Annotated in this window: 14 protein-coding genes; 5 read left to right on the top strand and 9 right to left on the bottom strand. The window is 62.2% G+C overall.

What is annotated here, in order from left to right:
- Nucleotides 1–148: 148 nt before the first annotated feature.
- Nucleotides 149–1,252 carry a choline metabolism transcriptional regulator GbdR gene (gbdR, locus tag ACLK1G_RS08060; RefSeq protein ID WP_013694424.1) on the top strand — a complete coding sequence of 368 codons (1,104 nt, stop codon included), beginning with the start codon at nt 149–151 and terminating at the stop codon, nt 1,250–1,252.
- A gap of 94 nt (nt 1,253–1,346) precedes the next feature.
- Here the strand turns inward: gbdR and ACLK1G_RS08055 are convergent, their stop codons facing one another.
- From ACLK1G_RS08055 to choX, 6 genes are all read right to left on the bottom strand, one after another.
- Nucleotides 1,347–1,610 (bottom strand): hypothetical protein, encoded by a 264-nt coding sequence (locus ACLK1G_RS08055; protein WP_420764957.1) that lies wholly within the window; start codon nt 1,608–1,610, stop codon nt 1,347–1,349.
- A 370-nt stretch (nt 1,611–1,980) separates the two neighbouring features.
- Entirely contained in the window at nt 1,981–3,144 is a 1,164-nt protein-coding gene (locus ACLK1G_RS08050) for a gamma-butyrobetaine dioxygenase (RefSeq protein ID WP_420764956.1), read from the bottom strand.
- A gap of 20 nt (nt 3,145–3,164) precedes the next feature.
- Entirely contained in the window at nt 3,165–3,641 is a 477-nt protein-coding gene (locus tag ACLK1G_RS08045) for a thioesterase family protein (protein WP_420764955.1), read from the bottom strand.
- A 160-nt stretch (nt 3,642–3,801) separates the two neighbouring features.
- Nucleotides 3,802–4,767 (bottom strand): L-carnitine dehydrogenase, encoded by a 966-nt coding sequence (locus tag ACLK1G_RS08040; RefSeq protein ID WP_420764954.1) that lies wholly within the window; start codon nt 4,765–4,767, stop codon nt 3,802–3,804.
- A 142-nt stretch (nt 4,768–4,909) separates the two neighbouring features.
- Nucleotides 4,910–5,797: a 3-dehydrocarnitine:acetyl-CoA trimethylamine transferase CdhC gene (gene cdhC, locus ACLK1G_RS08035; RefSeq protein WP_045157164.1), complete on the bottom strand. Its 888-nt coding sequence runs from the start codon at nt 5,795–5,797 to the stop codon at nt 4,910–4,912.
- Between the two features lie 71 nt (nt 5,798–5,868).
- Nucleotides 5,869–6,813, bottom strand: coding sequence for a choline ABC transporter substrate-binding protein (gene choX / locus ACLK1G_RS08030; RefSeq protein ID WP_420764953.1), 945 nt, complete (start codon nt 6,811–6,813; stop codon nt 5,869–5,871).
- 187 nt (nt 6,814–7,000) lie between these two features.
- Here choX and ACLK1G_RS08025 point away from each other — a divergent pair, with 187 nt between their 5' ends.
- Nucleotides 7,001–7,960, top strand: coding sequence for a GlxA family transcriptional regulator (locus tag ACLK1G_RS08025; RefSeq protein WP_420764952.1), 960 nt, complete (start codon nt 7,001–7,003; stop codon nt 7,958–7,960).
- Between the two features lie 130 nt (nt 7,961–8,090).
- On the opposite strand, the gene ACLK1G_RS08020 is transcribed toward ACLK1G_RS08025, so the two are convergent.
- The 3 genes from ACLK1G_RS08020 to ACLK1G_RS08010 form a co-directional block, all read right to left on the bottom strand.
- The gene (locus ACLK1G_RS08020) at nt 8,091–8,507 is read right to left on the bottom strand and encodes a DUF3010 family protein (RefSeq protein WP_420764951.1); all 417 of its coding nucleotides are present in this window, start codon (nt 8,505–8,507) and stop codon (nt 8,091–8,093) included.
- 49 nt (nt 8,508–8,556) lie between these two features.
- Entirely contained in the window at nt 8,557–9,333 is a 777-nt protein-coding gene (locus tag ACLK1G_RS08015) for a bestrophin-like domain (RefSeq protein WP_420764950.1), read from the bottom strand.
- Nucleotides 9,334–9,442: 109 nt separating this feature from the next.
- Complete coding sequence (locus tag ACLK1G_RS08010) at nt 9,443–9,844, bottom strand: lysozyme inhibitor LprI family protein (protein ID WP_420764949.1); 402 nt, start codon at nt 9,842–9,844, stop codon at nt 9,443–9,445.
- A gap of 233 nt (nt 9,845–10,077) precedes the next feature.
- Here ACLK1G_RS08010 and ACLK1G_RS08005 point away from each other — a divergent pair, with 233 nt between their 5' ends.
- The 3 genes from ACLK1G_RS08005 (at nt 10,078) to dgcA (ending at nt 13,741) form a co-directional block, all read left to right on the top strand.
- Nucleotides 10,078–11,055 carry a dipeptidase gene (locus ACLK1G_RS08005; protein WP_420765167.1) on the top strand — a complete coding sequence of 326 codons (978 nt, stop codon included), beginning with the start codon at nt 10,078–10,080 and terminating at the stop codon, nt 11,053–11,055.
- A 79-nt stretch (nt 11,056–11,134) separates the two neighbouring features.
- On the top strand, nt 11,135–11,665 hold the full coding sequence (locus tag ACLK1G_RS08000) for a DUF5943 domain-containing protein (protein WP_018612374.1): 531 nt from the start codon (nt 11,135–11,137) through the stop codon (nt 11,663–11,665).
- 15 nt (nt 11,666–11,680) lie between these two features.
- Nucleotides 11,681–13,741: a dimethylglycine demethylation protein DgcA gene (gene dgcA / locus ACLK1G_RS07995; RefSeq protein WP_420764948.1), complete on the top strand. Its 2,061-nt coding sequence runs from the start codon at nt 11,681–11,683 to the stop codon at nt 13,739–13,741.
- Nucleotides 13,742–13,783: the final 42 nt, after the last annotated feature.

The raw sequence follows: 13,783 nt of genomic DNA, 5'->3' as shown, positions 1-13,783 counted from the left end.
TCGTTTTCAGGAGTTATTGAACGCGCATTCAAATTTAGGCATGGCAATTGCTCTGTCCCGATAAAGCCCCTCTCACGCAAGAGAATGAGGGCAATAACAAGAGCCTCCGCCTGAGGCCATCACCCGCTTTGTGTGAGGAGATACCGCGATGACGACGTCCAACTCCGGGGCCCAACCCCAGAACCGTGCGCCTCAATCCATCGGCTTTCTGCTGCTGGACAATTTCACGCTGATTTCCCTGGCGTCCGCGGTGGAACCGCTACGCATGGCCAACCAGCTGTCGGGGCGCGAGCTGTACCGCTGGACCACCCTGACCGTCGATGGCGGCCAGGTCTGGGCCAGTGACGGTTTGCAGATCACCCCGGACGCCTCCATGCACAAAGCCCCGGCCCTGGACACCGTCATCGTGTGCGGCGGCATCGGCATCCAGCGCACCGTAACCCGCGAACATGTCTCATGGCTGCAAGGCCAGGCCCGTCAATCCCGTCGTCTTGGCGCAGTCTGCACCGGCAGTTGGGCCCTGGCGTGCGCCGGCCTGCTGGACGGTTTCGATTGCAGCGTGCACTGGGAATGCCTGGCCGCGATGCAGGAAGCTTTCCCACGGGTTTCGATGAGCACGCGCCTGTTCACGCTTGACCGCAACCGCTTCACAAGCTCCGGCGGCACCGCGCCGCTGGACATGATGCTGCACTTGATCAGCCGTGATCACGGTCGCGAGTTGTCGGCGGCGATTTCGGAAATGTTTGTCTACGAGCGTATCCGCAACGAGCAGGATCACCAACGTGTGCCGCTCAAGCACATGCTTGGCACCAACCAGCCGAAGTTGCAGGAAATCGTCGCGCTGATGGAGGCCAATCTCGAGGAGCCGATCGACCTGGACGAGTTGGCGGTGTACGTCGCTGTGTCCCGCCGTCAGCTGGAGCGCCTGTTCCAGAAATACCTGCATTGCTCGCCGTCGCGCTATTACCTCAAGCTGCGACTGATTCGTGCGCGGCAACTGCTCAAGCAGACGCCGATGTCGATCATCGAAGTGGCCTCGGTGTGCGGCTTCGTCTCCACGCCGCATTTCTCCAAGTGCTACCGCGAATACTTCGGCATTCCGCCACGGGACGAGCGCGTCGGCTCCAACACCACGCAACAAGTGGCGATGATGCCGCTGCCGCAGGCGTTGGTGCTGTCGCCGCTGTCCGGCCCGCTGTCGGCGCTGAGCCAGGCGCGCAATGAGTCGACGTTTGCGAGTGTGAGGCTCTAAGACTTCAGTGCGTTCATCGCGAGCAGGCTCGCTCCCACAGGTTTTGTGTCGTTCACAAATCCTGTGGGAGCGAGCTTGCTCGCGATGGGTTTCATCAGGCGTTATGGTTCTGCTGGTACTGCGCCAACGCCGGCAACAGTTGCTGATCGATTGCCTGGCGCACTGCCGGCAGGATGGTCGCGCTGCTGGTGTACATTTCCTTGACCAGCCTGCGCAGCTCATTGGCGCGAGTCCTGTCCAGGCCGCGTACGGCGCACTCGCACGCCTGCTCGGCAGTCGCGCCACTGGGTATCTGCAATCCCAGGGCCTTCAGATGGCCCAGCAGGTCTTCCTGGTCGATCAAATCGGCGTACATCATGACGCTTTTCCTTGTTCAGGGATTGGGGTCGTGCCTGGATTCTGGTAGCCACCCGAATCGGCGGCAAGGGCAAATCGTCGTTCTGTCATGATTGACTATGAACGCGTCGTTTTCGGCTAACTCGCTGGGTCCGGGACTGGGCACACTGGCCCCAAGCTGCATCACGATGGTTTGGTCACCCTCGCGCCACAGCTCCTCCAGTAACGCTCCTGCCCCGATCCTGTCACGGCTTGATCGGGGATTTTTTTGCCTGTGTGAATCCGCAAATAATCGGTTGTCTGGCAGGTCGCTATCGCGAGCAAGCTCGCTCCCACAGGGAAATGCTTTCACCTGTGAGAGCGAGCTTGCTCGCGATGAACGATGACGCGGTCTAACGTTGCAACACCAGAATGCGCGACAGCAATTCATCCCGATCCACATAACACCCCTGGAAATGCCGCGCCCCGGTAGCAGGGTCGAAGGCGTTGCGCGCGTGGAGCGTGCGGCGGTTGTCGAAGCACCAGAGCTGCCCGGGTTCGAGTCGTTGCACCAGGCGAAAGCGTGGCTCGCGGGTCAGCGCGATGAAGCGGCGGTAGGCGCGGTAGAGCCTGGGCATCTGCTCCACCGAGGTGTCAAAGGGGCCGCGCAGAAAGTTCGCCATGCGGATCTCCGAGACTTGCCCAAGGGCGTCCAACGCAATGATCGGCGCCAGGCAGCGGTAGTCGCTGTGGCGGTCCTTGTTGCGAAATTCCACCGGGATCTGGCACAGCGCCTCGAAGGCATCGGGATCTTCCTGGCGCAGCGCCTGGGCAATGGCGAAACCGTCGACGAAGATACTCTCGCCACCCACGGCCTCGTTCACCAGGCAATGCAGGAACTGCAACCCCGGCTGCAATTCCCGCGTCGGCAAGTCGCTGTGCAACGGCAGGTTAAAAGCGGTGTAGGCGTTGCTGTCGGCGTCGGCCTTGGATTGCACGTTGAAGAGCACGCCGAAATTGCTCTCGCGAACGAAGGAAATGCGTTGGGCAATCTGTCTCAGCGAGCCGGGCTCGGTGGGCACGCCCCGCACTTGGGTCAGGCCGATGTCGCGTACCGCCAGCAGCCATTGCAGCAGCGCGTCGGCATCCTCCACCAACGCCTGGTATTCGAACACCGGCAGCTGCAGGTCGCACTGCCATAGCTGGCGTTGCGGCCTGCCGTCGAGTCGTTCGGCCCTGGAGACTTCGTCATAGGCGTGAGCGCGCAGCCAGCCCGGGTCGAATTGGCTTTGGTGGCCGTCCCGCCAGGCCACGCGCAGGCGGCCTTCACCATCAACGCGGATTTCATCCGGCGCCAAATCTTCGGGCACATCGACAATCTCCAGGACCTGCTCACGGGTCACGCTGTAGACGCATGCCTGGCAAGGGCAGTTGTCCCGCAGCCACTGGTGATGAAAAGGACTGATCCGACCATCGGCCCACGTGACATGAACCCGGTCGGCCAAGGGGATTGCGGCAGTCAAGGCGTGGACCAGAGGGTAGCTGCGGAAGTCGGCAATTGCGGCGGCGGTGTGCATGTCGGTCTCCTATAGGAGGCTTATCGGGCGGGTGGCAGGGCGATGACACGCCCGATGCAGGATGGCGCCGGCAGGTCGGACTGGCTGTCGAGCAGGGCTTTGAGTTGGCCCAGGGTCTGTTCGCTAAACGGCGCCGAACGTGGCCCCGCCAGATCGACGTGCAGTAGCATCTGCTCATTGCCGGCCAGCTCTTTGTCGCCGCCCGTCAAGTGCAGGCTGTGGTAGAGGTGCAGGCGTTTGGCATCGTGGCCGAGGATGTACGTATGCACCTCGACATCGGCGCCGAGCTTCACTTCGTGCAGGTAGTTCAGGTGCAGCTCGAGGGTGAACAGCGAATGGCCGCTGGCTTCGCGGCTCTGGCTGTCCAGGCCGAGCCGGTCCATCAACGCATCGGTGGCGTAGCTGAAGATCAGCAAGTAGAAGGCGTCGCGCAGGTGGCCGTTGTAGTCGACCCATTCTGGGAGGATGCGGGTTTGGTAGGTAGTGAGGGTGGGCATGTTGGACTCCAATGCAATCGTGGCGAGGGAGCTTGCTCCCGCTGGGCTGTGAAGCAGCCCCAAACCGGTTGTACGCGGTGTATCAGCCAAATGGCATTCGCTGGTATTGCGGCCGCTGCGCGGCCGAGCGGGAGCAAGCTCCCTCGCCACAGGAATGGTGTTATTCGCTAAAAATCATTCCGTGCTTTTGCTTGGTGGCCTTCACCGCCTCCAGTACCGCCAGCAGGCAATCATCACGATAGCGTTCCAAAGCTGAAATGCTGTGCTGCCCCAACTGTTCGCTCGTCCCGTCCACCACATCGTCGATCAGTTTCTCGGTCAGTTCCGGTGCCGGCAGGTAGGTCCAGGGCAGTTGCAACGCCGGGCCGAACTGAGCCATGAAGTGACGCATCCCAGCGTCGCCGCCGGCCAGGGTGTAGGTCAGGAATGTGCCCATGAATGACCAGCGCAGGCCGGCGCCAAAACGGATGGCATCGTCGATTTCGCCGGTGGTCGCCACGCCGTCATTGACCAGGTGCAGCGCCTCGCGCCAGAGCGCTTCAAGCAAGCGGTCGGCAATGAAACCGGGCACTTCCTTGCGCACGTGCAGCGGCCGCATGCCGAGGGATTCGTAGACTTGAATCGCCGCTTGCACGGCCTCGGGTGCGGTGTTTTTGCCGCCGACCACTTCCACCAGGGGCAGCAGGTAGACCGGATTGAACGGGTGACCGACCACGCACCGTTCCGGATGGGTCGAGCTTTCATAGAATTCGCTCGGCAGCAGCCCGGAGGTGCTCGACCCGATCAACGCGTTCGGCTTGGCGGCGGCGCTGATCTGGCTGTGCAGCTGCAATTTGAGCTCCAGGCGCTCGGGGGCACTTTCCTGGATGAAGTCGGCGTCGCGCACGCATTCCTCGATGGTCGCGACAAAACGCAGCCGATCCTGCGAAGCGCCAGGGGCCAGGCCTTGTTTCTCCAGGGCGCCCCAGGCATTGGCGACGCGCTTGCGCAACGCGGCTTCGGCGCCGGGCGCCGGGTCCCAGGCGACCACGTCGAGGCCATGGGCCAGGGCGCGGCTGACCCAGCCGCTGCCGATGACGCCACTGCCCAGGGCGGCGAAGGTCTTGATGTCGGTGATAAAGCTCATGGTGATGTCCTGAAAAGAGTGAAAATCACCTGTGGGAGCGAGCTTGCTCGCGATGGCGGCGGTACATCCGACGCATCGTCGAAGTCTGGAATATCGCTATCGCGAGCGAGCTCGCTCCCACAGGGTTATGCGTCGATTCGGTTTAGCCGCGCTGGACCAGGCCCATTTTCTTGCGACCTTCGGCAGGCGTAAGCACCCGTGCGCCGAGGCGGCTGAGGATTTCGCCGGCGCGCTCCACCAGTTGGCCGTTGGTGGCGAGCACGCCTTTGTCCAGCCAGAGGTTGTCTTCCAGCCCGACCCGTACGTTGCCACCCAGCAGCACGGCTTGGGCCGCCATTGGCATTTGCATGCGGCCGATGCCGAAGCCGGCCCACACCGCGTCGGCGGGCAGGTTGTCGACCATGGCTTTCATTGTGGTGGTGTCGGCCGGCGCGCCCCATGGGATGCCCAGGCAGAGCTGGAACAGCGGATTGTCCAGCAGGCCTTCCTTGATCAGTTGCTTGGCGAACCACAGGTGGCCGGTGTCGAAGATCTCCAGCTCTGCCTTCACGCCGAGCTCGGTGATGCGCTTGGCGCCGGCCCGCAGTTGCGCCGGAGTGGAGACGTAAATGGTGTCGCCGTCGCCGAAGTTCAGGGTGCCGCAATCCAGGGTGCAGATTTCCGGCAGCAGCTCTTCAACGTGGGCCAGGCGGGTCAGCGGGCCCACCAGGTCGGTGTTGGGGCCGAATTCCATCGGTCGTTCGCCCGCGCCGATCTCCAAGTCACCGCCCATCCCGGCGGTGAGGTTGACGATGATGTCGACGTCCGCCTCACGGATGCGCTCCATCACTTCGCGATACAGCGCCACATCGCGGCTGAACTTGCCGGTCTGCGGATCGCGGACGTGGCAATGGACCACCGTGGCCCCGGCTTTCGCGGCCTCGACGGCAGCGGCGGCGATCTGTTTCGGAGTGACCGGCACGTGAGGGCTCTTGGCGGTCGTGTCGCCAGCACCGGTGAGTGCGCAGGTGATGATGACGTCGTGGTTCATGGTGCGGATTCCTTCAGGCGTGGTGAGTCACCGCGCAGCCCTTGAAGACCGCGCAGAGGGATAACGTTCAGTCAGTTACTGGTGAGTTTCAGGTTGTCGGCGGCGGGCTTGCCATCGAAGGTGGTCACGCCTTCGAGCCAACGCTGTTTGTCCTGTGGATGGTCCTTGAGCCATTGCCGGGCCGATTCGAGCGGATCCTTGTGATCGAGCAGCGGCTGCATCATCCGGCTCTCGTCTTCGGCGGTGAAGGTCAGGTTGCTCAGCAGACGGCTGACGTTCGGGCATTGCTCGGCGTAGTTCGGCGCGGTGACGGTCCACACGGTGGCCATGCCTTCGTTCGGACCGAGGGCGTCTTCGCTGCCGGTGAGGTAGGTCATTTGCACGTTGACGTTCATCGGGTGCGGCGCCCAGCCGAAGAACACCACGGCTTCCTTGCGTCGCACGGCGCGGTCCACGGCGGCGAGCATGCCGGCCTCGCTGGACTCGACCAGTTGGAATTTGCCCAGGCCGAACTGATTCTTGGCAATCATCGCCTTGATCTGGGTGTTGGCGCCGGAGCCGGGCTCGATGCCGTAGATCTTGCCGCCCAGCTCCTTCTCGAATTTGGCGATGTCAGCGAACGTCTTCAGACCCTTGTCGGCCAGGTAAGTCGGCACGGCCAGGGTGGCGCGGGCGTCCTTCAGGCTGGGCTGCTCAAGCACCTTGACCTGCTTGGCTTCGACGAACGGGGTGATGGTCTGGGTCATCAGCGGGTTCCAGTAGCCCAGGAACATGTCCAGGCGCTGATCGCGGATGCCGGCGAAAATGATCTGCTGGGAGGCGCTGGTCTGCTTGGTCTTGTAGCCGAGGCCGTCGAGCATCACTTGGGTCAGGGCGCTGGTGGCAATGACGTCCGTCCAGTTGACCACGCCCAGGCGCACATTCTGGCAGGCGGCGGGTTCGGCTGCGAGGGCGGCCTGGTTCAGTAAAGAAGTGGTGCTGAGTGCAATAACGCAGCAGCTGATCAGTCGTTTCATTGTCGGGTTCCTCGGCAGCTTATTGTTATGGGGCCCGGTGTCTGTGCGCCGGTGATGCCACGTTACGCAGGCCCGGGCGGGGCAAAACGCACAGCGGCGACGTGCTCTTGCACTACAGCGACTCTTGAACGGTTGTTGCAACTGGCGTATCAAGGTCCGCACGCTGCCCGCCAACCGAGAGCGTTTCATGTCCCAGGATTTCTATTTCTTGTTGATGCCGGGTTTCTCGGCCATCGGTTTCATTTCGGCCATCGAGCCGCTGCGGGTCGCCAATCGGTTTCGTGGCGAGCTTTACCGCTGGCATGTCCTGAGTGCCGATGGCGGAGCGGTGCTGGCGAGCAATGGCATGTCGGTCAACGCCGATGCTGCGCTGGAGCCGCTGAAGAAGGGCGCGACGCTCTGGATCGTGGCGGGCTTCGAGCCGTTGAAGTTCGTCAGCCCGGTGCTTGAGAGGTGGTTGCACCGGCTGGATAACGACGGTGTCATCCTCGGAGGAATCGACACCGGCAGCGTGGTGCTCGCGGAGGCGGGATTGCTGGATGGCCATCGCGTCACCCTGCACTGGGAGGCGATCGAGGCGTTCAAGGAGTCCTATCCCCAGCTCGCCGTGACCCAGGAGCTCTTCGAAATCGACCGCCGCCGCATCACTTGCGCCGGCGGCACTGCCTCGATTGACCTCATGCTCGACCTGATCGCGCAGGCCCACGGCCCGGAACTCGCAATCCAGGTCAGCGAGCAGTTCGTGCTCGGTCGCATTCGTCCACGCAAAGATCACCAGCGCATGGAAATCGCCACCCGCTACGGCATTCGCAACAAGAAGCTGGTGCATGTGATTGGAGAAATGGAGGCCAACAGCGAACCGCCACTGAGCACCCTGGCGCTGGCCGAATCGATCAACGTCACGCGCCGCCAGCTTGAACGCCTGTTCCGCCTGCACCTGAACGACACGCCGAGTAATTTCTACCTGCGCCTGCGCTTGGAAAAGGCCCGGCAACTGCTGCGCCAGACCGACATGAGTGTGCTGGAAGTCAGCATTGCCTGTGGATTCGAATCGCCGTCGTATTTCACCCGCAGCTACAGGGCACGGTTTGCACGTTGCCCTAGGGAGGATCGGCGGCGGCAGGGGGATGAGCGGGAGGTGGTTTGACAGGCTGGCCCGGCCGCCCCCAAAACCAGACACCGCGGTGCAACAGGTAACCCCTGCAAACCGGTTCACGACTGCTGCGCAGCCGAGCGGGAGCAAGCTCCCTCGCCACGGGTACTGTGTTTGGAAGGGGCTACTTCTTCATCAACGCCGAGCACGCCGCCTTGTATGCCTCATGCTGATACTTGTTCAGCGTCGTCGGCAGGGCGAAGTCATGTTTTTTGCTCTGTGCGTTGATGGTCTGTGGCGACAGCAGTGTCACTTCGCAGCCTTCGAGCAATTGGAAAACGCCTTCGATCTTGAAGGTGGTCGGGCCGCCCGCGAACTCACCTTTCTTGCTGCGCTTCTTGATGGCGATGCGGTCGATGCCATTGTCCGCCACGAAAGCCCGCACTTGCGCGGCGAAGGCTTTGACGTTGGCGGCTTCGTCGTCATCGTCCAGGGCGATTTTCTTGGTGTTCAGCGCGACGTGGCTCAACGCCTGCTGGTCCAGCGAGGCAACGGCGATGATCGCTTCGCTGCCTTTGATTTCGATGCCGCAGATGATCATGCTTGGCCTTGGATTCCGGAGGTCTGGAACGCCAGTCTATCCGCCTTGCTCAATTCATGCTCGCCCGCAGGTCCAGCATGATTTTGTCGAAATAGTCGACCCGGATCACCCCAAAGCGCGGGTACTCGAAATCCAGGATCACATACAACACGCAGACCATCACCGCCGCATAGCCCAGGCTGTGCAGCCAGTTGCGCTGCCGGGTGCCGGCCATGCCGTAGCCGATCAGCATGGCGCTGATCAGGGTCATGGTCACGAGCATCAGGTAAATGGTCAGGGGTGGGTGGGTTTCGTGAGCCACGGCGCGCGTCGTGGTGATGTCGATCATTTCGTTTTGCGCCTGCAGCACAGGCGTTCCCAAGGTTGGGGTGGGCATCTGTTGCAGGGCGGCGACGGTACGTTTCCAGATGGTTTGCTGCAGATCATTGGCTCGGTCATGGGCCGCTTCGTCGACTTCGTCTTCGCGCAAGTCGCGGTAATACTCGATACGGGCATCGACATACTCTCGGAATGCCTGGCGGATGTCCGGTTGATCGCTGGCGGGCAGAAGGTCCAGGCGCAACCAGGCGGTGCCCATGGCATTGGTTTCGGCAACGATCAACGCGCGGCGCTGGTCCAGGCGCGAGGCCGCCCCGGAAAAGGTGAAGGCAATCAGCAGTGCTAGCAGGCCAAACACCGCGCCTTCGATGGCCCCGATGCCCTGGCGAGCGCCGTCCGGATCCTGGACCAGGTGACGGTTGCCGACTTGGCGACCGGCCTCGATGCCCAGCACGATGGCGATAAAGATGGCTAACCCGTAGAAGGGCAAGGCTGTAAGAGAGTGCATACGAAAATCCTCTGATCGTCGTGTGTGACTCGTCTGTACAGCCCGGCTCGGACGGGTATGCAGCCAGTGTAGACGGCGTTGCGCAGTTCTACCTATAACCGCTGTTCGTTCACTCCTGCCCAATCGATTCCAAGAACTCCGACCGGTCATCGCTCACCTGGGCCATGCAGTCGTTTTCGGCGACTTTGTAGGCGTCGCTCCCGGGCTTGGCCGGGAAGGCGGCGATGGCGCAGTCGGCTTCGCGCTGTTTTTGCCAGAGTTGTTGAGCGGCCTTGATCTTGGCGGTGATGTCGTTGAGCTGGGCCTTGTCGTTGGCGTAGCGGGTTTGCAGGCGTTCGTTGAGGCTCTGCAGGTTGTCGCTGAGCAACTGCTCGGCGGCGGCTTTGCCATAGGCGGAACAGGCCAGGGTCTGGACGTCGTTTTCAACTTCGTCGCAGGGGTTGGGCTCGGTGTCTTCGGTCGCGTGGGCGACGGTGCTGATCAGTGCCAGGGCAAGGAAGATCGATTTCATCGGGTTGTCGCTCAAATCCAGTGAAAGCCAGTGGTGCCGCGGATTCTGGCCCAAGCGCCGGGTAAATAACAGATGGACAGAGGGGGCCCGTCGCAGCCCATTGTCGTGGATTGACGCTTTCGGCAATTCCCCTGTCGTTTTTGCACCCGGTCGCCACGGCCCTCCGGCATATGCTGGCCCCAAAGCGCCGGCACACGATTCGGCGCATGAATCGCCAACAAGGGGACTGCCTGATGAGCCCAGCCGAATTGCACGCCGACAGCATCGTTATCGACGGGCTGATCATTGCCAAGTGGAACCGCGACCTGTTCGAAGACATGCGCAAGGGCGGCCTGACCGCAGCCAACTGCACGGTGTCGGTGTGGGAAGGTTTCCAGGCCACCATCAACAACATCGTTGCCAGCCAGAAACTGATCCGCGAGAACAGCGACCTGGTGATCCCGGTGAAAACCACCGCCGACATCCGCCGCGCCAAGGAACAGGGCAAGACCGGCATTATCTTTGGCTTCCAGAACGCCCATGCCTTCGAAGACCAGCTCGGCTACGTCGAGATCTTCAAGCAGCTCGGCGTCGGTGTGGTGCAGATGTGCTACAACACCCAGAACCTGGTGGGCACCGGTTGCTACGAGCGCGACGGCGGCCTGTCGGGCTTCGGTCGCGAAATCGTCGCCGAGATGAACCGCGTCGGCGTCATGTGCGACCTGTCCCACGTTGGCTCCAAGACCTCCGAGGAAGTCATCCTCGAATCGAAGAAACCGGTCTGCTACTCCCACTGCCTGCCGTCCGGCCTCAAAGAACACCCGCGCAACAAATCCGATGAAGAGCTGAAATTCATTGCCGACCACGGTGGTTTCGTCGGCGTGACCATGTTCGCGCCGTTCCTGGCCAAGGGCATCGATTCGACCATCGACGACTACGCCGAAGCCATCGAGTACACCATGAACATCGTCGGCGAGGACGCCATCGGCATCGGCACCGACTTCACCCAGGGTCACGGCCAGGACTTCTTCGAAATGCTGACCCACGACAAGGGCTACGCCCGTCGTCTGACCAGCTTCGGCAAGATCATCAACCCCCTGGGCATCCGCACCGTGGGCGAGTTTCCGAACCTCACCGAAACGCTGCTCAAGCGCGGTCACCCGGAGCGGGTGGTGCGCAAGATCATGGGCGAGAACTGGGTCAACATTTTGAAAGATGTCTGGGGCGAATAAACGCCGTCGCGTCACTGAATCCTTTACCTGCGGCCACTCGCGCCGCAGGCACATCACGAATTTCCGGAGTCAAGTTTTCATGGCCAAGATCGCCCCGCAACTGCCTATCGAAGTCGACAGCGAAACCGGTGTCTGGACCTCCGACGCCCTGCCGATGCTGTACGTGCCGCGCCACTTTTTCGTCAACAACCACATGGGCATCGAGGAAGTGCTGGGCGCCGACGCCTACGCCGAGATTCTCTACAAGGCTGGCTACAAATCCGCCTGGCACTGGTGTGAAAAAGAAGCCGAATGCCACGGCCTGGAAGGCGTCGCGGTGTTCGAGCACTACATGAAGCGCCTGTCGCAGCGTGGCTGGGGCCTGTTCAAGATCCAGGACATTGACCTGGACAAAGGCACCGCCAGCGTCAAGCTCGAACACTCGGCGTTCGTCTATGTGTACGGCAAGGTCGGGCGCAAGGTCGACTACATGTTCACCGGCTGGTTCGCCGGCGCCATGGACCAGATCCTCGCCGCGCGCGGCAGCCAGATCCGCACCGTGGCCGAGCAGGTCTACGGCGGTTCCGAAGAAGGCCACGACGACGGCCTGTTCATCGTCAAGCCGTTGTAAGTCGAGGATCGCGCCATGGCTTTTGAAGCAATGTTCCAGCCGATCCAGATCGGCAAGCTGACCATCCGCAACCGCGTGCTCAGCACCGCGCACGCGGAGGTCTACGCCACCGACGGCGGCATGACCACCGACCGGTACGTGAAGTATTACGAAGAGAAGGCCAAGGGCGGCATCGGCCTGGCGATTTGCGGTGGCTCGTCGGTAGTTGCCATCGACAGCCCGCAGGAATGGTGGAGCTCGGTGAACCTGTCCACCGACCGTATCATCCCGCATTTCCAGAACCTGGCCGACGCCATGCACAAGCATGGCGCCAAGATCATGATCCAGATTACCCACATGGGCCGTCGCTCGCGTTGGGACGGCTTCAACTGGCCGACCCTGATGTCGCCGTCCGGCGTGCGTGAGCCGGTGCACCGTGCCACCTGCAAGACCATCGAGCCAGAAGAAATCTGGCGGGTGATCGGCAACTACGCCCAGGCCGCGCGGCGTGCCAAGGCCGGGGGCCTGGACGGCGTCGAGCTGTCGGCCGTGCACCAGCACATGATCGACCAGTTCTGGAGCCCGCGGGTCAACAAGCGTACCGACGAATGGGGCGGCAGCTTCGAAGGCCGCATGAAGTTCGGCCTGGAAGTGTTGAAGGCCGTGCGCGCCGAAGTGGGCGAGGATTTCTGCGTGGGCATGCGCCTGTGCGGTGACGAGTTCCACCCGGACGGCTTATCCCACGAGGACATGAAGCAGATCGCCAAGTACTACGACGACACCGGCATGCTCGATTTCATCGGCGTGGTGGGTTCGGGTTGCGACACCCACAACACCCTGGCGAACGTCATTCCGAACATGAGTTATCCACCGGAGCCGTTCCTGCACCTGGCCGCCGGTATCAAGGAAGTGGTCAAGGTCCCGGTGCTGCACGCGCAGAACATCAAGGACCCGAACCAGGCCACGCGGATCCTGGAGGGCGGCTACGTCGACATGGTCGGCATGACTCGCGCCCACATTGCCGACCCACACCTGATCGCCAAGATCAAAATGGGCCAGGTCGACCAGATCAAGCAGTGCGTGGGCGCCAACTATTGCATCGACCGCCAGTACCAGGGCCTGGACGTGCTGTGCATCCAGAACGCCGCGACGTCCCGTGAATACATGGGCGTGCCGCACATCATCGAGAAGTCCACCGGGCCCAAGCGCAAAGTCGTGGTGGTCGGTGCCGGCCCGGCCGGGATGGAAGCGGCGCGCGTGGCCGCCGAACGTGGGCACGACGTGACCCTGTTCGAGAAGAAGGAATTCATCGGCGGACAGATCACCACCGCCTCGAAAGCGCCGCAACGGGACCAGATCGCCGGTATCACCCGCTGGTTCCAACTGGAACTTGCGCGGTTGAAAGTCGACCTGCGCCTGGGCGTGGCGGCGGACGCGCCGACCATCATGGACCTGCGTCCGGACGTGGTGGTGCTCGCCGTCGGCGGTCATCCGAACGTGGAGCAGAACGAACACTGGGGCGCCGCCGAAGGGCTGGTGGTCAGCAGCTGGGACGTGCTCGACGGCAAGGTCGCGCCGGGCAAGAACGTGCTGGTCTACGACACCATTTGCGAATTCACCGGCATGTCGGTGGCCGACTTCCTCGCCGACAAGGGCAGCCAGGTCGAGATCGTCACCGACGACATCAAGCCGGGCGTGGCCATTGGCGGGACTTCGTTCCCCACCTACTACCGCAGCATGTACCCCAAGGAAGTGATCATGACCGGGGACATGATGCTGGAAAAGGTCTACCGCGAAGGCGACAAGCTGGTGGCGGTGCTGGAGAACGAATACACCGGCGCCAAGGAAGAACGCGTGGTCGACCAGGTGGTGGTGGAGAACGGCGTGCGGCCGGACGAAGAAATCTACTACGCGCTCAAGGAAGGTTCGCGCAACAAGGGCCAGATCGATGTCGAAGCCCTGTTCGCGATCAAACCCCAGCCGTGCCTGGAGCAGAGCGGCGATGGTTACCTGCTGTTCCGCATCGGCGACTGCGTGGCCCAGCGTAATACCCACGCGGCCATCTACGACGCCCTGCGGTTGTGCAAGGATTTCTAACGGCTTGCACATGATCCTGTGGGAGCGAGCTTGCTCGCGAAA

Origin of the sequence: Pseudomonas algeriensis (assembly GCF_048847255.1) — a bacterium.
GTDB lineage: Bacteria > Pseudomonadota > Gammaproteobacteria > Pseudomonadales > Pseudomonadaceae > Aquipseudomonas.
The sequence above is the reverse complement of the archived record's forward strand: the minus strand, read 5'-3'. Positions and strand labels throughout refer to the sequence as shown.